Genomic DNA, 21,103 nt, shown 5'->3' with positions numbered 1-21,103 from the left:
TAAAACCTTCAGTTAGCATTTCAAGGAGCATTTTACAGTGAGAAAGCATTTTACAGTCTATGTTGCTTTGTTTCTTAGTATTTTGCTCTTTGGCTGCTCCTCTCGTAATGCACCTGCGCCGGTCAGTAGTTTAGATAATCAAATCAATCCCACCACACGTAAAGTTAATATCACAGGCTCAAGTTATCGAGTACAAAAAGGCGATACGCTCTACTCAATTGCGTTTAGCGCTCAGAAAGATTTCCGTTCTTTGGCAAAAATAAACCGTATTCCAGCACCTTATACAATTTACCCTGGGCAACGCATTTTGCTCAAAAAAGCAGCGGTAAAACCAAAAAAGACGAAAAAATATACGAAATGGAGTAAAAAGTCTACTGTTTCGAAACAAAAAAATAACAAAAAATTAAAAAAAGAGCTTGATCAGCCAAAACAACGAGAGTATGTTCAAAAACAAGCCAACAAAAAAGTTAGTGTAAGAAGTAGTAAATCTAGTACGAAAGTAATATGGAGCTGGCCCGCTCAAGGTAAGGTCACTCGCCGTTTTTCTACTAAAGAAAATGGCTACAAAGGTTTACAAATCGCTAATAAAAAAGGGGCATCTGTTTTAGCTGCTGCACACGGAACGGTGGTTTATGCTGGCAACGCATTAAGGGGGTACGGTAATTTAATTATTTTGAAACATAATGATGATTACCTAAGTGCCTACGCGCACAACTCCAAGTTGCTCGTAAAGGAAAAACAGGAAGTAAAGGCGGGTCAGAAAATAGCAGAAATTGGCAGTTCCGACTCCTCAGTAACGGCTTTGAGATTTGAAATTCGTTATCGAGGAAAAGCAGTCAACCCTGCTAAATATCTACCTTAGCCACGGGTATTGATAAAGTGATTTAGCTCAATCACATATTTGCTCGGGAGGACGCTTATGGGTCACACAGCAAAACTTGAGAAAACAACAGAAACGATTGACGATAAATTTGACGATACAGTAGTCGAAGAAGAATCTTCTGATTTACTAGAGGAAGTGGATAACGAAGAAGATATTTTTGCAAAGGATGAAGTAGCCAAGAATTTAGATGCAACGCAACTATATCTCGGTGAAATAGGTTTCTCTCCTCTGCTCAGTGCAGAAGAAGAAGTATACTTTGCGCGTAAAGCGTTGAAAGGCTGTGAAGCCTCTCGTAAACGGATGATCGAAAGTAATTTACGCTTAGTGGTAAAAATTGCTCGTCGCTATAACAATCGTGGCCTTGCATTACTTGACCTTATTGAAGAAGGTAATCTTGGTCTTATTCGAGCTGTTGAAAAATTTGACCCAGAACGTGGTTTCCGTTTTTCAACTTACGCAACGTGGTGGATTCGTCAAACTATTGAACGTGCCATCATGAATCAAACCCGTACTATTCGCTTACCCATTCATGTTGTTAAAGAGCTGAACGTTTATTTAAGAACCGCCCGAGAATTAACGCAAAAGCTAGACCATGAACCAACAGCAGAAGAAATTGCAGAGTGTTTAGATAAACCTGTTGAAGACGTAACAAAAATGCTGCGTCTAAACGAAAAAATCACCTCAGTTGATACACCAATTGGTGGTGAGAATGATAAAGCCTTACTCGATATTATTGCTGACGAAAAAGGCTCTGGCCCTGAGGGCGAAGTACAAAATAATGATATCAACAAGCATATAGTCGATTGGCTTGGTGAATTAAACCCAAAACAACGCGAAGTATTAGCACGCCGCTTTGGTTTACTTGGCTACGAGCCATCAACGCTTGAAGATGTGGGTCGTGAAATTGGCTTAACACGTGAGCGTGTAAGACAAATTCAAGTGGAAGCGTTACGTCGCTTAAAAGATATTTTGCAACACGAAGGTTTAAGCACTGATAGCCTGTTCGACCAATTCACTTAATTTGACAACAATGCATACCTGATCAAGGGTATAGAACCTACGGGTTCAGAACACACAATAAAGCTGACGTTACGTCAGCTTTTTTATTGTGGTAATTAAAGTAAATCTTTTAACTGATATAATAGCTGATGTGCTTGCCTTGGCGTGAGGCTGTCTGGATCAAGCTGTTTTAAGGTTAATTCAAGCTCTGATGGCTCATTATCAAAAGCCAGTGCTTGCTGTTGCTGCACAGGAGCTGTGACTGGCTGGTGATTTTCGAGCATTTTTAGTTTCTGTTTTGCTTGTTGAATTACTGCTTTTGGCACACCGGCAAGTGCTGCAACTTGCAAGCCAAAGCTCTTACTTGCAGCTCCTTCAAGTACTGTGTGCATAAAGGCAATGGTGTCGTTGTGCTCAATGGCATCTAAATGCACATTAACCAGTCCTTGTTGCTGTTCAGCAAGTTCTGTTAATTCAAAGTAATGAGTTGCAAATAGGGTTTTAGCTGCAATCTTTGAGGCTAAATAGTCTGCAGTAGCATAAGCGAGTGACAAGCCATCATAGGTTGACGTACCACGACCAATTTCATCCATTAGCACCAACGATTGTGCGGTAGCATTATTCAAAATTGTGGCTGTTTCTGTCATCTCAACCATGAAGGTTGAGCGCCCAGATGCCAGATCATCACTTGCGCCAATGCGTGTGAATATACGGTCAATGTTACCGATTTCGGCGCTATCTGCCGGTACGTAAGAGCCTATATGTGCCATTAGGACGATAAGCGCGGTTTGGCGCATATAAGTTGATTTACCACCCATATTTGGACCCGTAATAATTAGCATTTTACGGTCATTATTGAGCTCTACTGGGTTGGCAATAAACGGGTCTTTCATGACCTGTTCAACAACAGGGTGGCGGCCTTGCTTAATGCTGATATTGTCGTTATCGCAAAGTGTTGGTTTAGCGTAATTAAGTGCTTGTGCACGTTCTGCTAGGTTATTTAATACATCTAAATCGGCTAACACTGCTGCCATGGTTTGTAGCTGCTCGATATGCGGAGCAATAAATTCAAATAACTGCTCGTAAAGTTGCTTTTCAAGGGCTAATGCTTTTGATTGGCTACCCAGTACTTTATCTTCGTGCTCTTTTAGCTCAGGAATGATGTAGCGTTCATTATTTTTAAGCGTTTGGCGACGAATATAATCCGCAGGCACTAAATGTGAATTGGCACGGCTAACTTCAATAAAAAAACCATGTACTTTGTTATAGCCAATTTTTAGCGTACTAATACCAGTGCGTTCACGTTCACGCTCTTCGAGTTTTTCAAGAATATCAGTCGCACCTTGGCTCAGTGCACGCCATTCATCAAGTTCACTATTATAACCTGGAGCAATAACGCCACCATCACGAATAAGTACAGGCGGAGTTTCTATAACAGCACGTTCTAGTAAATCTTGCAGTTCAGGCAATTGTTGCGAGTTTGCGATGATCTGACTAATACGTGGATTGTTGGCATCCATTAGCAGTTCGTGCAGTGGTGCCAAAGCTTGCAAAGCGCTACGCAAGCGCGTTAAATCACGGGGTCTTGCGGTGCAAAGTGCTAAGCGAGCAATAACACGTTCAATATCACCAATTTGCTTTAATGATTCTTGTAGCTCACCGCATAGTTGCGCATCAATAATCGCACTTATTGCATTGAGACGAGAGTTAAGCTCAGTTTTGCTGCGCACTGGAGTGTGAATACGGCGTTTTAGTAAGCGAGAACCCATGGCTGTTGCTGTTCTATCAAGCACTTGCGCGAGGGTGTTTTCGTAGCCGCCAGAAAGATTCACCGTGAGCTCTAAATTTTTACGAGTTGCAGCGTCGAGGATCACTGCATGTTCATTTTGTTCAAGAGTGATGGCACGAATATGTGGCAGGGCAATGCGCTGAGTATCCTTAACATATTGCATTAAACACCCAGCAGCAATGAGTGCGTTATGAGCTTTATCGACTCCAAATCCCACTAAATCTTTAGTGCCAAATTGGTCGCACAGTAAGTGCTGGGCAGTATCTAAATCAAATTCCCATTCTGGACGGCGACGCGCGCCTTTTATATGCTCAATTAGGTGCACATTTGCAAATGTTTCACTGTAAAGCAGCTCAGCAGGCGCTAAACGTTGTAATGTTGAGCTAAATGCTTCATCAGTATTGACTTCAAGAATATTAAAGCGCCCTGAATTGATATCAAGATACGCTATTCCGTAAACACCCTTGTTGCTTTGCCACACACTCGTTAATAAGTTGTCTTGACGTTCTTGCAGTAAGGCTTCATCAGAAATTGTGCCAGGCGTAACAATGCGCACGACTTTGCGCTCTACAGGGCCTTTACTCGTCGCAGGGTCGCCTATTTGTTCACAAATAGCAACGGATTCGCCCATTTGCACTAAGCGGGCTAGGTAGTTTTCTACAGCGTGATAAGGGACACCGGCCATTGGGATTGGGTCACCACCGGCTTTGCCGCGGTGAGTTTGAGAAATATCAAGTAATTGTGCGGCACGTTTGGCATCATCAAAAAACAGTTCATAAAAGTCACCCATTCGATAAAACAGCAAAATATCTCGATGCTCTGCTTTTATTTTAAGATACTGCTGCATCATAGGGGTTTGTTGTTTTATAGTGTGCGGTGCATAAAGATCAAACGACATGTACTTACCCAAAGGCTGAATATGGAATTACATCAAGAGATTAAAACACTTGCTGCGAAATTAGGAGCTATTTTAACGGATAAACGCTTATGGATCACTACCGCTGAATCATGCACGGGCGGGGGCGTGAGTTATGCGCTTACTGATACGCCAGGAAGTTCTAATTATATTGACCGTGCTTTTGTCACCTACAGCAATCAGGCAAAGCATGAACTACTTGGTGTTAACGAGCAAACATTAAACACCTACGGTGCCGTAAGTGAACAAACTGTCCTTGAAATGGCACCGGGTGCTGCAAAAGCAGCAAAAGCTGATATTGCGGTTGCGGTTTCTGGTATTGCAGGCCCTGGAGGTGCGACACTGGATAAGCCCGTGGGGTTAGTCTGGTTTTGTATTCATTTTGCAGGGAAAAACTATTCGAGCAAGCAGGTTTTTTCTGGGAATAGAGCAAATGTTAGAGAGCAAGCTATTATTTATTCTATAGAAAAAGTAATTGAATTGATAAAATCAGAAAATTAGCTTGATACTGTGATTTCATACAGTATACTGTCTGCATTAGCCGGATTTGGAGAACAGAATGAACGATAACAAACAAAAAGCGTTGGACGCTGCTTTATCACAAATTGAACGTCAATTTGGTAAAGGTTCAATTATGAAATTGGGTGATAATAAAGCCCTTGATATTGAAGCTATCTCGACAGGTTCACTTGGTATTGATATCGCGTTAGGTATAGGTGGTTTACCGACAGGCCGTATCGTTGAAATATATGGTCCTGAATCATCAGGTAAAACAACGCTTACTTTACAAGTTATCGCTCAAGCTCAAAAGCAAGGTAAAACATGTGCGTTCGTTGACGCTGAGCATGCACTTGACCCTGTGTATGCACAAAAACTAGGTGTAAACATTGATGAGTTACTTGTTTCCCAACCAGATACGGGCGAGCAAGCATTAGAAATTTGTGACATGTTAGTACGTTCAAGCGCTGTAGATGTAGTGATTGTTGACTCGGTTGCTGCACTGACACCAAAAGCTGAAATTGAAGGCGACATGGGTGACTCACATATGGGCCTACAAGCTCGTTTAATGTCGCAAGCACTTCGTAAGTTAACGGGTAACATTAAACGCTCAAATACACTGTGTATTTTCATTAACCAAATCCGTATGAAAATTGGTGTTATGTTTGGTAACCCAGAAACAACTACGGGTGGTAATGCGCTTAAGTTTTACGCTTCTGTACGTTTAGATATTCGTCGCATCGGCTCAGTGAAAGAAGGTGACGAAGTCGTTGGTAATGAAACCCGCGTGAAAATCGTTAAGAATAAAGTTGCGCCGCCATTTAAACAGGCTGAATTCATCATTATGTACGGTGAAGGTATCTCTAAACATGGCGAGCTAATTGATTTAGGTGTTAAGCATAAACTTGTTGAAAAGTCAGGTGCTTGGTACAGCTATAATGGTAATAAAGTCGGCCAAGGTAAAGCTAACTCAATTAAGTTCTTAAAAGATAACCCTGAGATCGCAGATGAAATCGAAGGCAAACTACGCGAGATGCTATTACTGCAAGCCACTGTACAACCAGAAGATGGTGAAGATGCAGGCTTAATCGCAGAAGATGAGCTATAAATCGTTTTAAAGAGTATCGTTAAGCGTGATTTGACCCGCACTTAACAAAAGAAAGCCGCTACCCTATGTAGCGGTTTTTTTATGGCTGAAATAGTCTGTGGCCGCGTGTTGTTTATTTGAATGCTCGCGGGGTAAACCCGTTGCTACAAGGTGGCGTAGTCGCGGTTTTATATCGCGCTTAAGATTTAGTTGTTTTTTGGGCTGTTGCGGGGTAAACCCGTTGTTACAAGGTGGCGTAGTCGCGATTTTATATCGCGCTTTAGTTTAGGTTGTTTTTTTGGGTTATCGCGGGTAAACCCGTTGCTATAAGATGGCGTAGTCGCGATTTTATATCGCGCTTTAACTTGAGTTGTTTTTGGGTTGTTGCGGGGTAAACCCGTTGTTACAAGGTGGCGTAGGCGCGGTTTTATATCGCGTTTTAGGTTAAGTTGTTTTTTGGGCTGTCGCGGGGTAAATCCGCAGCTACGGGGCGTAGCTGCGATTTTATAGCACGTTTAATAGGATTATTAAAAACGCTAAAGCAAGATTATAGCTGCCAGTTTAATGACATAGCATAACCGCGTGGTGCACCGTAGTAACCTTGCTCCCAGAACAAGCTGTGAAGGTATTTCTCATTGGTTACGTTGTTGATATTAAAGTTAACACTCACATTATCATTAATGTCATAGGTTGCCATCAGGTTTAGTAAGCCATAGGCATCTTGTTTTGTGACCGGTACCACACCTGAAGGCTGTGTCGGTTGCACACGTTGCGTGTCATCCTGCCACTGGTAATTTAAACCAAAGGTTAGGCCATCTATTTGAGGTACTTTCTGGGTTAAAGCAAGTTTAACTTGATTCTCTGGTGTGTAATCTTTTACTAACTCATCACCATCGATATTTAAGTTACTATAGCTAAAGCTAGCACTAAGTGTGTCGTTGAGTCGGCCACTCATTTCTATTTCAAAACCGTCACTATTGATGCCATCTGCACCATAGTAGCGTGTGTCATCTGGTTGAGAACCAGCAATAGCGATAGCTAGGCCTTCTTGCTTAGCATCGAAATACGCAAAGGTCACGAATAAGTTGTCATCGAGTAATTGTGCTTTCAAGCCGATTTCGCTGCTTTTACCTGTGATTGGATCTAGGTAATCTCCGTTAATATCACGCTCTGTTTGTGGTACAAAAGTTTCTGTGTAGCTTGCATATGTAGAGAAACGTTCGTTAATGTCATACACTACACCGTAATAAGGTACAGTTTGATCACTGTCTTTATCTTTCGCTTTTCCATATGACTCGCCCTCAGTTTCCCAGTTTACATGGCTAACACCCGCTAAGAAACTCAATGAGTCTGTGGCACGAATTCGTGTAGAAATATAAGCAGAACGCTGACGACTTGTAATATCAGCACCTGTTAAACCATCATCAAATGTCGGTGTGGGTGCTGTGCCATCCCAACCGCCAAGTTCAGGCATGCGAGGGAAGCCATTTTCATTATCATAAAGAGACATATCATCGTTATCCATATCCGCTTGGTTTACACCAAACGATAGGTCGTGCTCCATGCCAAATAAGTCGAACTTACCAGTTGCATAGATATCTAAAATATCGTGCTTATCTTTATGATCATATTCGCTTGCGTAACCTATTAAGCCTAAACCTGTTTCTCTATCAGGTGTTTTATAGACATAAAAAAGCTCTGAATCTTGCTCATTTTCTAAGTGCGCATATCTTGCTTTTAAAAACCAAGTATTCGTAATTGCTTGTTCAATTGATAAGAACAGCTGCTCTGTTGTGTTGTTCCAGTAAGACCAATCAGATGCTGTACTGGTTGATTCATCAAAGTTAGTTGCTGAGCCATCGCTATAATAAAGAGGGAGTGCACCCCATAATGGGCTATCTGCATCTTTTTTCTGGTTAACGTAGTTAGCCGTTACTACCGTGCTATCCGTTAACTGGCCTTCGTAAGCAAGGTAGTAAATTGTTTTATCTTGCTCATAGCGGTCAAGGTAAGACTCTGCTTTATGTTTGGTAAATACAGCACGCACAGCGTGATTTTCATTTAGTGCAGTTGATGCATCAAGCTCTAAGCGTTTGCTATCCCAAGAGCCGTACGATACAGATGCATTGACTTGTGTTTGATAAGTTGGGCGTTTTAAAACCATATTAACAGTTGCAGATGGGTTACCTGCACCTGTCATTAAACCATTGGCGCCGCGGACAATTTCAACGCTATCGAAAATTGAGGTATCTAAAGTTCCCTGGATAGAGCCGTTGTCTTGTGGCATACCCATGCCGTTAACCTGAAAGTTTGTTATCTCAAAACCACGTGCTTTAAAGTAGGTACGATCAGTTTCAATTTGCTCAACAGTGACACCTGGTGTACTTTCAAGGACTGAGTTCAGATCATCAAGTGAAAAGTCATTCATTAATGCACGAGATACAACAGAGATAGACTGGGGTGTTTCTTTTATTGTTAGCCCAAGTTTTGTTGCAGATTGCGCTTCTTCAGTGATGTAGTTTTTATGGTGCTGACCATAAACAGCTATTTTTTCAATAGGTTGTTCTTTTTCTTGTGCAGCGAAAGCGTGGCCACTTAATAGTGCTGAAGTCACTAAGCTTAATTGTGAAAGGCGCAAAAATTTAGTTGATGACATGCAAATTCCCAAATAGTTCAATTCAGATTGTAAATTAATGCGTAATGTAATCTAAATGAAAATGGTTTGCAATTAGGTTTGTCAATGTTGGCTTAAAATAAACAAAAAAAGCGGCCGAAGCCGCTTCAGGAAGTAAAACTGATTAGGGATTAAAAAACGTATTTTGCAGAGAACTGCAAGCGATCCATATCGCCATCTGTGCCACTTTCTAGTTTACGCTCAGCATGTTTATACTCAACACCAAACGTAAGCTTTTTAACAGGTGAGTATAAGATATTTGCACTATAGCTTTGACTGGTTTCTGTAGGATCGCCAGAGATCGCAAATAAGTCACTATTATTGTCAGCAGAGAAGAATGAATAAAGGAATGTTGAACGCCATTGGCTATTCCAATGTTGCTGATAGGCAATAAAGCCTGATGTTGAATCAATGGCATCAAGATCATCACCATCAAGCACGGCACCATGAGCAACATTTAAACCCACGTAGCGACCTAAGCCTGAACCCTGTGTCAGCATAAATTTAAGGTTGTTTTGACCAAAGTTTACTTTACCAGACGCGCTAATACCAAATGAAGACTCATCGGCATCAATACCATTCTTTTTATAGGTTAATTGGCGTGCAAGACCTGTCACAACTAACTCACCCCAATCCGCTTTGTGAGTATAACGGGCTGTAAAATCAGGCATTGCGGCATCATCGGTTGCAACGCGAGCACCACCTTGTGTGGTAATGGTACTTTCAGGGTTTTCGATTGAAAAAGACCAACTACCCGTTGTGTACCTTGCCTGAGCTTGGCGAGCAAACACAGTGCCTTCTGCTGGACCAACAAAATCAAGGGTTTCTGGAAGAGCACCTACGTTTTGGAAGTTCGACCATGCTTGACCGAATAACCAACCGTCATACGTGACATAAGCTTGTCGAATACGTGGTGCATATGAATTAGTAACGCGCTCATTACCACCAGGTGCTGATGCTAGAAAGTCGATCTCAATCTTTGTATTTATGGTTTTTCCGTTATCTAATTTGGTTGCGGTACCAAAATTGAAACGTGATTGACGGGCGTGCATATCAAAGACAGCATCATTGTCTGCGTCAGGTCCAACAGGAGTCGTACTTGGCACGTAAAAATCGCGACCAACGCTTGAACCGTCTGGTATACCTGATGAGTAATCACTCCACATTGCATCGAGTTTTACATAACCGCCATAGGTGATATCAGTATTACCTATGGTGGCTGCGTGTGCTGTGCCTGTCAGCGCACAAAGTACTGCTGATGCAGTTAATGTCTTCAGGGCTGTTACTTTTCTTGTTGTCATAATGTGTATTCCTGTCAAAGCTACTTGTATGTTGTTGTATCACTGTTGTTTAAGAAGTGATTTCTCTCAATTATCTATTGGTCTATTAGACTAAGGTGGTACTAATACTAATGAGCAACAAAGTTTGTTTAAATTAAGGTAGTTAGTCAGATGTATTAGTACATTGGACTTGATTATAGAAGGTGATTACGAAGTTTTTTGTTTATTGGTGAGATATACAACTAAGGTCTAATATTTTAAGTCGCTTTGCTGAGTGATCCTTGAAGTAAGCCTTTGGCAAGTAATTAACATGGAGACGACAACAATGTCACAAAGTATCTATCCAGTTCCAGCGCATATCAAGAATGCAGCACTCGTTGATAACGATAAATATAATACACTGTATAAGCAATCTATTGATGACCCAGAAGGATTCTGGCGAGAGCACGGTAAACGTCTTGATTGGTCGACCCCTTATAATAAAGTAAAGAACACGTCATTCGATAAAGGTCACATTAATATTCGTTGGTATGAAGACGGACAATTGAATGCCTCTTATAACTGTATCGATCGTCACCTTGCTAAAAATGCAAACAAAACGGCCCTGATTTGGGAAGGTGATAACCCTGAACAAAGCGAAAACATTAGCTATCAAAAGCTGCATGATGAAGTCGCAAAACTCGCCAATGGTCTTAAAAAATTAGGTGTTTCTAAAGGCGATCGCGTCGCTATTTATATGCCAATGACTCCACAAGCTATCTATGCAATGCAAGCATGTGCACGTATTGGTGCCATTCACTCTGTTGTATTTGGTGGTTTTTCTCCATCAGCGATTGCTGATCGAATTAACGACTCCGGCGCTAAGGTTGTAATTACTTCTGATGAAGGTCGTCGTGCAGGGAATTGCGTGCCACTTAAGGCAAACGTTGATGAAGCGGTATCACAAGATTCGGTAACCAGTGTGGAACATGTCATCGTGCATCAGTTAACGGGTGGCGATGTTGAGTGGAATAGCCATGATGTTTGGTGGCATGACCTAGTAGCAGATTTACTGGCAGAATGTGAACCTGAGCCAATGAATGCAGAAGATCCGCTTTTCATTCTTTATACTTCCGGTTCAACGGGTCAACCTAAAGGGGTTGTTCATACCACAGGTGGTTACCTTGTGTATGCATCAATGACCCACGAGTACGTATTTGACTTAAAAGAAGATGATATCTTTTGGTGTAGTGCCGATGTGGGCTGGATCACAGGTCATAGCTACATTGCATATGGTCCATTAGTTAATGGTTGCACTCAGGTTGTTTTTGAAGGTGTGCCTACTTACCCAACAGCAGGTCGTATGGGTGAAGTCATTGATAAACATAATGTTACTATCCTATACACTGCACCAACGGCTATCCGTGCTTTGATGGCGAAAGGCGATGAGCCAACGGCCACATCAAAACGTACTAGTTTACGTATTATGGGCTCTGTAGGTGAGCCAATTAATCCTGAAGCATGGGCGTGGTACTACGAGCATATCGGTAATGAAAATTGCCCAATCGTAGATACGTGGTGGCAGACCGAAACTGGCGGCATCATGATCACACCACTACCAGGTGCAACAGATATGAAGCCAGGTTCGGCAACACGTCCATTCTTTGGGATTGCGCCTGCATTGTATGATGCCGAAGGTAATACGCTTGAAGGGGCAGTTGATGGCAACTTAGTTATTTTAGATAGCTGGCCTTCACAAGCGCGAACAGTTTATGGCGATCATGAACGTTTTGAGCAAACCTATTTCTCAGCATACCCAGGTGTGTATTTTACAGGTGATGGTTGTCGTCGTGACGAAGATGGTTACTACTGGATCACTGGTCGTGTAGATGACGTGCTTAACGTATCAGGCCACCGTCTAGGTACAGCTGAAATCGAAAGTGCATTAGTTGCTCACGAAGCAGTTGCCGAAGCGGCTGTTGTTGGCTATCCACATGACATCAAAGGTCAGGGCATTTACGTGTATATTACACCAAATGAAGGCGTGACTGTCAGTGATGAGTTAACGGCAGAGGTACGTAACTGGGTTCGTAAAGAGCTAAGCCCAATTGCATCACCAGATATGATCCAATGGTCGCCAGGCCTACCGAAAACACGTTCTGGTAAAATCATGCGTCGAATTCTACGTAAAATCGCGGCAAATGAGCACCAACAGTTAGGTGATACTTCAACACTGGCCGATCCGAGTGTGGTTGATGAGTTAATCGAGAACAGATTAAATCGTTAAAAATGCGTTAAAAACTTGATTAGAAGTTGATTCTAAACGTAGTATATCGGCTGTCACTTAGAAATAGGTGTCAGCCGAATTTATTAGGAGTGAACCATGAGTCAGTTTTTAATAGCGGACGATCATCCGTTATTTCGTGAAGCGCTGAAAGGGGCATTGAGTGCGAAGTTCGCTGATTTAGAAGTGTTTGAATCGGAAAACTTTGATACCACATTGCAAGTGCTTAGCGAACAAGAAGATCTTGATATTCTACTGCTAGACCTTCACATGCCAGGTAATGGCGATTTATACGGCCTTATTCGTATTCGCGAAGACTATCCAAGCTTACCCATAGCAGTGGTGTCAGGTAGTGAAGACATCAATATTGTTTCTAAAGTGATGGGATATGGTGCGATGGGGTTTATACCTAAATCATCGTCATCAGATGATATTGCCATAGCCATTAACCATATTCTTGAAGGGGATGTATGGTTACCCATTGAGCTTAAAGATAAAGTCGCTGCGGTTGATGGCGAAGACAAAGAAATAGCCGCTCAGGTAGCCTCATTAACACCACAACAATATAAAGTGTTGCAGTACTTACACGAAGGCTTATTGAATAAACAAATCGCTTATGAATTACATATTTCTGAGGCCACGGTAAAAGCGCATATTACCGCTATTTTCAGAAAACTTGGTGTATATAACCGCACTCAAGCGGTCCTTATTGCCTCAAAACTTCAACTTGATCCTATTGAGTCGAACTCGTAATTAGATAATAAAAATAATAAAGAGGCGATTAGCCTCTTCATTAAAATGACTTAAGCAAATACCACGGTGCGATTACCGTTAATAAACAGTTTATGCTCAGAGGCTAACTGTAAGGCTTTGCAAAAAACTGTTTTTTCTACATCTTTCCCCATTTTTGCCATCATTTCTGCGGTATCAGCATGACTAACATGGGTTATATCTTGCAAAATAATTGGCCCTTCATCGAGCTCATTATTAACAAAGTGAGCTGTTGCACCAATGATTTTTACGCCACGTTCAAAAGCCTGATGATAGGGTTTTGCACCGATAAATGCTGGTAAAAATGAGTGGTGGATATTGATTATTTTACCTTCAAAGCGAGCGACAAACTCAGGGCTTAAAATTCGCATATACTTAGCAAGGCCAATAATATCAGGTTGGTAGCTGGCAATTAGGTCACCCACTTGCTGATCGTGCTCTGCACGGCTCAACCCTTCATGAGAAACAACATGAAATGGCACATCAAAGCCGGCTGCCAAAGGGGCTAAGTCTGGATAGTTAGCGATAACGGCTAATACTTCAATATTCAGGGCTTTTTCAAATTGTTTGAGTAAAACCCCCCCCAAACAATGTGCTTCTTTAGTGGCAAGCAACACAACTTTGGTTTTCTCGCTGCTATGCAGTGCAAGCTCAGCACCATCTGGAAGTAAGGTTGCAAGGCTAGGTAAAAAGTTATCTGACACCGTGCCACTTAACTCAGTACGCATAAAAAAGCGCTTAGCGTCTTTGTCAACAAACTCATTATTACGTGTGATATTTAAATTATGCTCATGACAAAGGCCTGTGATTTTGGCAATTAAGCCAACATCATCATCGCATTGCGTGGTTAAAATCGTGTTCATAGTCCTCATTCTAATCCCGTTTTGGTGGCCTTTATTATTTGCTAATTTTTAAGTGCTGCATAGCGCAATTTCAACTATCTAATAATTAATTTCAGAATAGCCTAGTCCAATTCACTGCATTACAAAGGGTACTTGTTATTGGTGGTTTGAATGAAAGTGAGGTTTTTGTGAGTAGGATTTAAGTTTTCATTATAGATCAGGATGACGTAGCAGATTCTGACTTTAACATGACATTAAAGCGAACACTCATCGATCAACCTTAACAGATTTGGTTCCGTACCTTCGTTGCTTTACTTACGCTAAGTGTTTATTGTAGAGATAATTAGGGCGTTTGCTTTATAGACACAAGGATGATGTATGGATGAGGGTATTGCGTTAATAGTGTTACTGGTTGCTGTAATTCTATTTGGTTCAGTGGCAGGTATTGTTGCCCTGTTTCAGCTTTCAAATTTAAGAAAAGAAGTGATAGCATTAAGGAAGACGATTTCGTCAAAGGCGTATCAGCCGCATCTTGCTGATGAAGCTAAAGTATCAGCTCATGTTGAATCGCAATTAAGAGAGCATGTACAGCCTTCACCCACTAACACAGAGCCTGACTCAACCACTCTTGAACAACTTAAAGTTGATTCTCATTCTGTTAAACCTAGCGTTTCAAAACAGCCTAAGCCAGATTATTTCTCGCCAATTATTGCTCAATTTAAAGCCAATTGGTTAACGTGGGTAGGAGCAATAGCGCTGGCGTTTGGTGGGATTTTCCTTGCCCGTTATTCACTCGAAGCTGGTTTATTATCAGAGTCAATGCGGGTTATTTTAGGGGCCGTGTTTGGTGTAAGTTTAATTACGGTCGCCGAGGTGTTACACCGAAAAGGGATTGTTTTTGAAGGATTTAGTAACTACATACCTGCGGCACTTGCTAGTGGCGGCTTTATAAGCTGTTTTGCTTTAACTTTACTTGCTTATTCACATTACGAATTATTACAGCCTTTATCTGCGTTTGGTATTTTGACCTTTGTATCTCTGGCTGCCAGTTGGATGGCATTAAGGTTTGGCCCACTGCTCGCAGTTATCGGCATAATTGGCGCCTATAGTGTGCCGATATGGGTAAGCACAGGAAGCAATGACTTTATTGCCTTACTGACCTATGTTGGTTTTGTTACTGTATCAGCCTCTTTAGTGGCTCATTATGTGAAACGCCATTGGTTATGGTATTTGCTATGGGCTGGCCACTTGGGTTGGTTTTGGTTGGTGGCTGTCACTGCATCAAGCCATTTTTTATGGTTTATTAATCTGTATGCAGCTTTGAGTATTCTACTATTGATTGCGATACCGCGTTTAGGGTTAAAGCTCAGGCAGGTAGAGCATCGCCCTTATCGCTTTACAAAAATGCTAAGGCAACTGCCAGATACTCCTTTACTACTGGCAATTATTTCCCCTGTTCTTTTATTAATGAGCACTACCAATGCACTGCTTGTATGGCAGCTTAGTACTTTATTATTTGTTGTTTTATTACTGTTTTTGATTTTAAAAAATAGTGTATGGGATAACTGGCTACTGCTCGCTTTGGCATGTGTTGTAATATTATTGCTTGCACAAAACAACACAGTTGATTTTTCAGAACAGCTTTTTGTTTTTAGGCAAAACTACGGAGTAGGGCTGTTTTTTAGTGCGTTGTTTTTAAGTTATGGGTGGTACTTTACAGGCAAGTATCCAAAACGTTTAGGGTTTACATTAATCGCTTCACTATCAACCTTTGTGATTGTAGCGAGTTTATATTTAATTACCCCTGACCATGCTTTAATGAGCGCTTATCCGCTATGGTGTGTTGTGTTGTTAGCGGTCAGTGCGCTGCAATTTAAACTCTCAGCAAATAACAACCATCCTTTGCAGGTATTCTGCTACTGGCTTGGTGCTAATGCTAATATTAGTTTAGCACTAACTATGCTACTTGAAGGAAGTAGTTTAACTCTCGCATTAACGGTGCAAGTGCTATTGATTAGTTTTTATGTGAACAAGCACAGCATCACAATGCCAAGTTGGCCACTAAAAGCGTTAGTGGCAGGTTTACTCGCACGCTTGAGTGTAGCCCCTTGGCTAGTGGATTATAATGATACAAACCTGTTTGGTGTTCACTGGAGTCTCATTGTTTACCCTGTCAGCGCATGTTTGTTTTACTGGGCCGCAAGGTTTTGGCATCAACAACCTCTTCGAGTGTGGTTAGAAGGCGCCACTTTACATTGTATTGCTTTGTTTATAACGACTGAAACAAGTTATCAATTGGTGGGACGTTACCCTGATTTTGATAATTTATCGGTGTATGAACACATTCTACTTGCCTGTAACTGGGGCGTGTTAGGCTGTGTGTATTTATTGCGTTCAAGGTTTACTCAACACTTGGTAAGGCTTTATCAGGCTGGGGCGATTGTACTTTTAACACTGGCTGGTTTATTTGCATTAAAACTACTCACTGCGTTGAATCCTTTCTTCGAGCCTATAAATATCGGTCAGTGGCCAATTATTAACTGGTTATTACTGCTCTGGTTGGTGCCTGCATTAATAACCTTATGGGTTGCAAAGTTAATAAAGCCTATTAAGACTAAATTGGTTAAGCCATTAATTTGCCTCGCAGGTGCTTTTCTTGCACTTTATATTAATGCTGAAATACGCCACAGCTGGCAAGGTGAGCTTATTAATTTAGCGCAGTCGACCTCAGACGCCGAACTGTACACATATTCGTTAATATGGTTATTGATAGGTGCATTAGTGGTGATTGCGGGGCACTTGCGCTCTATCGTTGATCTGCAAAAGCTTGGACTAGGGTTACTGGCCTTAGTGGTGTTGAAGGTATTCTTGATTGATATGGCAAATCTAACAGGGCTGCTAAGGGCTGTGTCATTTATTGGCTTAGGTATTTCATTGGTTGCACTAAGTTGGCTGTTTCAAAAATTTAAGGCAAAGCCACACGCTTTGCCTTAAAGAGAGAGTAGGTTATGCACTGTGATTAAGCAGTGCTTTTAACTTCGCTGGTTTTACAGGCTTGCTGAGATAGTGGATGTTCTCAGCTTTTGCTTGTTGTTTAAGCGCTTCATCACGTACAGCGGTAATTAAAATTGCCGGAACAGGGCTTTGCCAAATTTCACGTAATGTTTTGATTAACGTAATGCCGTCACAGTCGTGACCAAGCTGATAATCCATCAGGATTACATCTGGGGCACGATGATCTTTAGCATATGCCATAATCGCATTTACGTTATCGAATAACTGATAATTAGCTTGCCATTTTTGTAGAAGGCTTGCCATTGCATTAAGGTTTTCAGGGTCATCATCTACTGCGACAATATTCATGGCAGAGCGGTTTTCCATGCCTTTTTTCGGCGTTTGTTTTTGTTGTATAAACTGTCTCTCTCCATAAGGGACTTCAATACTAAAGCGGCTTCCTTTACCTAGGTTTGAGCTTACATCTAAGCGTAAAGACAATAAGTCTGCCATTCTTTTTACCACGCCTAAGCCAAGACCGACCCCTTTATTGTCACCTGCTTCAATACGATAAAAGTCGTTGAAAATTTTTGCTTGTTCCAACTGTGATATGCCAGGACCTGTATCCCATACTTCAATACGAAGATGGTGTTTTCGTTTACGACACGCAATTAATACTCTTCCTTTATCAGTGTATTTTACTGCATTAGAAACAAGGTTTTGAATAATTCGGCGCAGATAAGTGATGTCGCTATGTACAATGATCCCTGCAGAGCGCACTGTGAGTTTCAAGCCTTTTTCACTCGACATAATTGCGTATTCATTTTTAAGGGGGGCAAGAATATCGTCAATACTAAAATGGCGTGGAGTTGGCGTCATCGCACCTTGTTCTAGCTTCGCTATTTCAAGTAATGCAGACATTAGGTGGACGGTTGAATCTAAACTTGCACCGAGTTTTTCAAAATTGTTTAAGTTATTACTCGAGAGGGTTTTGTCATCAATGGCTGCTAAATAAAGTCGAGCAGCATTAAGCGGTTGTAAGATATCGTGACTGGCCAGTGCCAAAAAGCGAGTTTTACTGTCATTAGCTTGCTCAGCTTCTTTTTTAGCCAAAGTGAGTGCTTGCTCAGTTTGTACTCGACTGTCAATTTGCGCTTGCAGATCTTTGTTAATCGTTCGTATTTCTTGCGTTCGTGCTTCGATACGGTTTTCAAGATCCATATTGACTTCCTCAAGAGCGTTTTGGGTTTCAATATGCGCTGTTATATCTGAAAAACTGGTCACAAACCCACCATCAGGCAGTGGGTTGCCTATCATCTCAAAGACTTGGCCATTACGACGGTGACGAATAAAGTGGTGTGGGCTGCCATTTTTAAGGTGTTGCACGCGTTTTTCTACATGCCGTTCTATCTCCCCTGGGCCGCACTCTCCGCGTTCTGCGTTGTAACGGATCACCTCTTCAATCGCTTGGCCTACTTCTAAAAAGCCCTCAGGGTAGTGGAACATTTCTGCGTAGCGTTTATTCCAAGCAACCAAGTTGAGTTCTTTATCAACAACTGAAATACCATGACTGAGATTTTCAAGCGAGGTGAACAACAGGTTTTGATTAAATTGCAGTGCTTGCGTTGTTTCGTCAAAGAAATTGACGACTTCTTCAAACGCCATGCGTTTCCCTGAGGCTACGGTATGAATAAGCGCTTGGGCAGACGATGCGCCTAGTACGCCTGTTAAAGCGCGCTCACAATAGGCAATAAACTCAGGCTCTGGGTGAGCATTGTTGTCATCAAGTTTATTGCTTAATGCAAAGTGTGCAAGTACCTGTTGACTGCGCTGAATACCCAAGAAGGTTTGTAATAGTACTTTAAAGTCGTATACCGTGGCTTTAACGTTCTTATTTAAGCGTCTTGCAAATACCGCTTGCTCTTTCGGGTTTACAAATGCAGCGGCTTGAATCTTATCTATTAAGCGCTCATCAGCACCCAGTGAAAAGCTAATATAACAGCCGATATTCGCAAATAATGCGATTAGCGTACCTCGTGTTATAAGTGTTTGCTGTAACTCGGCATCTAGGCTGTTACCCGCATCTAAAATAGGCAGCATTAAAAATAGAATCCAGCAAATAACACCTGCAAGCAAACCAGCATACACACCATAAGCATGGCCTTTACGCCAGTATAGGCCACCGACGATAGCAGGCAGTAATTGTGAAACCAGTGAAAAGGCAACCAAGCCCATGCTTGCCAGCGCTTTACCATGGCCAAACCATTGCTGGTAGAAATAAGATAAGATCAAAATGCCAGCAATAGTGAAGCGTCTCACAAGTAAAATCTGTGATTTATAACTACTTGTTATGAGGTTACGTTTAAACTTACGACGCAACATTAAAGGTAAAACCACATCGTTTGAGATCATGGTACTTAAGGTAAGTGTAGCGACCACAATCATCGCTGTTGCAGCAGATAAACCGCCAATAAAAACAAAGGTGGTTAAAAACGCGTTTTCATGTATTAAAGGCAGTGCTAACACAAAGCTATCGGGTGAAAAGCCACTACCAATACCAGGATGAATAGCCGCTGTCGCAATCGGAAAAATCATTGCCGCCGTTAACAGTAAATAAAGTGGAAATGCCCAACGTGCGGTATAAAGGTGACGTTTGTCTTGGTTATCAACAACGGTCACATGAAATTGCCTTGGCAAACAGATTATAGCGGCTGCGGCCATTAAAGACTGGCCAATAAAATTGAAGCTCAGAAAATCAAAGTTATGCCAATGCTGCCAAATAGAGCCTGTTAATTGCTCAGTTTGCACCGTACTCAAATTAAATAATGTGTATAAAGCAAGTCCCGCAACGGCAACCAAAGCTAGTAATTTCACCATAGATTCGAATGCAACAGCGAGCATCAGCCCTGAGCGATATTCGGTTACATCCACTTTTCGTGTGCCAAAAAAGATAGCAAACATTGCCATGATTAAGGTCGCCGACAGTGCCAGCATAGAACCCGAAATACGGCTATCATTTTGCAATAATAAAAAGCTACTACTAAGTGCTTTGAGTTGTAAGGCGATATAAGGGATAGTCGCAAGTAAGGCTATGATAGTAACCATAATTGCAGTAGTTTGACGTTTGCCATAGCGGGCTGAAATAAAGTCGGCAATAGTGGTGATATTTTGTTTTTTACTGACTAAAACGAGTTTACGTAAAAAGCCCTGACCGAAGAAAAACAGCAGCGCAGGACCGATTAAAATAGGCAGGTAGTTCCAACTACTGGTAGCAGCTGTGCCCACCGAACCATAGTAAGTCCAAGACGTACAGTAAATCCCTAAAGAGAATGAGTATACAAAGGGGTGATGGCTAATACGTTTTGCTAATGGAGTGGTTTTATCCCCCCAGTTAGCTAGCCAGAACAACACGCCAATGTAGGCGAGTGCAACAAAAATAAGCGCAGCTGTCATGTCTAAATTCAGTAATTATTGTAATAACTCTACCTTATCAGAATTATCAATAATTTCGATGTGTTGATTTTTTCTATATACAAAGTTTTATATTTAACTTATTGAAAAACATTGTCTTTAATGTTTTTTTGTATTTTTATTAGACTAATGTCGCAGATCATTCGTTTTTGCTATTTTCAGTATTTCGCAGATTTATAATTACAGGTTAACTCTTTGTTAAATATTGCTTTTTACTGACTGTTTACAAATGCGATTTTACAGTTTACGTAAACGTAAACTGGTTGTTACGACTATGGTATCAATTCCATATTGCTGAACCCTTGCTAACTTAGTTTATGACAACTAATACCACTCATTACATTGGTAATGTATAAGGGGATAAAAATGGCTTTTAAAGATGAAGAACAAGCAAAAGCTTATTGGGCGGAAAATATTTCACTGCTATTTAAACTGTTAGCAGTGTGGTTTGTCGTCTCATTTGGTTTTGGCATTTTATTGGTAGATGTACTGAACGAAGTACGTTTTTTTGGGTTTAAACTCGGCTTCTGGTTCTCCCAGCAAGGCGCAATTTACACCTTTGTTGCTTTGATTTTTGTTTACGTTTTCAAAATGAATACGTTAGATAAAAAATACGGCGTAGACGAATAGGAGCTA

Annotated in this window: 13 protein-coding genes; 8 read left to right on the top strand and 5 right to left on the bottom strand. The window is 41.4% G+C overall.

Annotation, left to right across the window (positions count from 1 at the left end):
- Positions 1-37: 37 nt before the first annotated feature.
- Together L3V41_RS03515 and rpoS are read left to right on the top strand one after the other, a co-directional pair.
- The gene (locus L3V41_RS03515; RefSeq protein WP_193987751.1) at positions 38-862 is read left to right on the top strand and encodes a peptidoglycan DD-metalloendopeptidase family protein; all 825 of its coding nucleotides are present in this window, start codon (positions 38-40) and stop codon (positions 860-862) included.
- Between the two features lie 57 nt (positions 863-919).
- Positions 920-1,903, top strand: coding sequence for an RNA polymerase sigma factor RpoS (rpoS, locus tag L3V41_RS03510; protein WP_062568801.1), 984 nt, complete (start codon positions 920-922; stop codon positions 1,901-1,903).
- A gap of 95 nt (positions 1,904-1,998) precedes the next feature.
- On the opposite strand, the gene mutS is transcribed toward rpoS, so the two are convergent.
- On the bottom strand, positions 1,999-4,569 hold the full coding sequence (mutS, locus tag L3V41_RS03505) for a DNA mismatch repair protein MutS (RefSeq protein WP_062568802.1): 2,571 nt from the start codon (positions 4,567-4,569) through the stop codon (positions 1,999-2,001).
- A gap of 21 nt (positions 4,570-4,590) precedes the next feature.
- Between mutS and L3V41_RS03500 the strand changes: the two genes are divergently transcribed.
- On the top strand, positions 4,591-5,088 hold the full coding sequence (locus L3V41_RS03500; protein ID WP_237127170.1) for a CinA family protein: 498 nt from the start codon (positions 4,591-4,593) through the stop codon (positions 5,086-5,088).
- 58 nt (positions 5,089-5,146) lie between these two features.
- The gene (gene recA, locus L3V41_RS03495) at positions 5,147-6,193 is read left to right on the top strand and encodes a recombinase RecA (protein ID WP_193987749.1); all 1,047 of its coding nucleotides are present in this window, start codon (positions 5,147-5,149) and stop codon (positions 6,191-6,193) included.
- Between the two features lie 526 nt (positions 6,194-6,719).
- Here recA and L3V41_RS03490 read toward each other — a convergent pair.
- Complete coding sequence (locus L3V41_RS03490) at positions 6,720-8,828, bottom strand: TonB-dependent siderophore receptor (protein WP_237127169.1); 2,109 nt, start codon at positions 8,826-8,828, stop codon at positions 6,720-6,722.
- 149 nt (positions 8,829-8,977) lie between these two features.
- Positions 8,978-10,147: a DcaP family trimeric outer membrane transporter gene (locus L3V41_RS03485; protein ID WP_237127168.1), complete on the bottom strand. Its 1,170-nt coding sequence runs from the start codon at positions 10,145-10,147 to the stop codon at positions 8,978-8,980.
- A gap of 304 nt (positions 10,148-10,451) precedes the next feature.
- Here L3V41_RS03485 and acs point away from each other — a divergent pair, with 304 nt between their 5' ends.
- Together acs and L3V41_RS03475 are read left to right on the top strand one after the other, a co-directional pair.
- The gene (gene acs / locus L3V41_RS03480; RefSeq protein ID WP_237127167.1) at positions 10,452-12,392 is read left to right on the top strand and encodes an acetate--CoA ligase; all 1,941 of its coding nucleotides are present in this window, start codon (positions 10,452-10,454) and stop codon (positions 12,390-12,392) included.
- 96 nt (positions 12,393-12,488) lie between these two features.
- Complete coding sequence (locus L3V41_RS03475; protein ID WP_062568808.1) at positions 12,489-13,142, top strand: response regulator transcription factor; 654 nt, start codon at positions 12,489-12,491, stop codon at positions 13,140-13,142.
- Positions 13,143-13,192: 50 nt separating this feature from the next.
- On the opposite strand, the gene purU is transcribed toward L3V41_RS03475, so the two are convergent.
- The gene (purU, locus tag L3V41_RS03470; RefSeq protein WP_062568809.1) at positions 13,193-14,023 is read right to left on the bottom strand and encodes a formyltetrahydrofolate deformylase; all 831 of its coding nucleotides are present in this window, start codon (positions 14,021-14,023) and stop codon (positions 13,193-13,195) included.
- A gap of 357 nt (positions 14,024-14,380) precedes the next feature.
- On the opposite strand from purU, the gene L3V41_RS03465 reads away from it, so the two are divergent.
- The gene (locus L3V41_RS03465) at positions 14,381-16,996 is read left to right on the top strand and encodes a DUF2339 domain-containing protein (RefSeq protein WP_062568810.1); all 2,616 of its coding nucleotides are present in this window, start codon (positions 14,381-14,383) and stop codon (positions 16,994-16,996) included.
- 12 nt (positions 16,997-17,008) lie between these two features.
- Here L3V41_RS03465 and L3V41_RS03460 read toward each other — a convergent pair whose 3' ends face one another.
- Positions 17,009-20,449, bottom strand: a complete 3,441-nt coding sequence (locus tag L3V41_RS03460) for a PAS-domain containing protein (RefSeq protein ID WP_062568811.1) — start codon at positions 20,447-20,449, stop codon at positions 17,009-17,011.
- 384 nt (positions 20,450-20,833) lie between these two features.
- Between L3V41_RS03460 and L3V41_RS03455 the strand changes: the two genes are divergently transcribed.
- Positions 20,834-21,097: a DUF4212 domain-containing protein gene (locus tag L3V41_RS03455; RefSeq protein WP_004586074.1), complete on the top strand. Its 264-nt coding sequence runs from the start codon at positions 20,834-20,836 to the stop codon at positions 21,095-21,097.
- The last annotated feature ends 6 nt before the right edge of the window (positions 21,098-21,103 follow it).

The organism is Pseudoalteromonas sp. L21 (assembly GCF_021728035.1).
Classification (GTDB): domain Bacteria; phylum Pseudomonadota; class Gammaproteobacteria; order Enterobacterales; family Alteromonadaceae; genus Pseudoalteromonas; species Pseudoalteromonas arabiensis.
The sequence above is the reverse complement of the archived record's forward strand: the minus strand, read 5'-3'. Positions and strand labels throughout refer to the sequence as shown.

Excerpts from the sequence above, each read along its gene's own strand:
- rpoS (WP_062568801.1), top strand. The coding sequence starts at position 920 with ATGGGTCACACAGCAAAACTTGAGAAAACAACAGAAACGATTGACGAT.
- mutS (WP_062568802.1), bottom strand. The coding sequence starts at position 4,569 with ATGTCGTTTGATCTTTATGCACCGCACACTATAAAACAACAAACCCCT.
- L3V41_RS03500 (WP_237127170.1), top strand. The coding sequence starts at position 4,591 with ATGGAATTACATCAAGAGATTAAAACACTTGCTGCGAAATTAGGAGCT.
- recA (WP_193987749.1), top strand. The coding sequence starts at position 5,147 with ATGAACGATAACAAACAAAAAGCGTTGGACGCTGCTTTATCACAAATT.
- L3V41_RS03490 (WP_237127169.1), bottom strand. The coding sequence starts at position 8,828 with ATGTCATCAACTAAATTTTTGCGCCTTTCACAATTAAGCTTAGTGACT.
- L3V41_RS03485 (WP_237127168.1), bottom strand. The coding sequence starts at position 10,147 with ATGACAACAAGAAAAGTAACAGCCCTGAAGACATTAACTGCATCAGCA.
- acs (WP_237127167.1), top strand. The coding sequence starts at position 10,452 with ATGTCACAAAGTATCTATCCAGTTCCAGCGCATATCAAGAATGCAGCA.
- L3V41_RS03475 (WP_062568808.1), top strand. The coding sequence starts at position 12,489 with ATGAGTCAGTTTTTAATAGCGGACGATCATCCGTTATTTCGTGAAGCG.
- purU (WP_062568809.1), bottom strand. The coding sequence starts at position 14,023 with ATGAACACGATTTTAACCACGCAATGCGATGATGATGTTGGCTTAATT.
- L3V41_RS03465 (WP_062568810.1), top strand. The coding sequence starts at position 14,381 with ATGGATGAGGGTATTGCGTTAATAGTGTTACTGGTTGCTGTAATTCTA.
- L3V41_RS03460 (WP_062568811.1), bottom strand. The coding sequence starts at position 20,449 with ATGACAGCTGCGCTTATTTTTGTTGCACTCGCCTACATTGGCGTGTTG.
- L3V41_RS03455 (WP_004586074.1), top strand. The coding sequence starts at position 20,834 with ATGGCTTTTAAAGATGAAGAACAAGCAAAAGCTTATTGGGCGGAAAAT.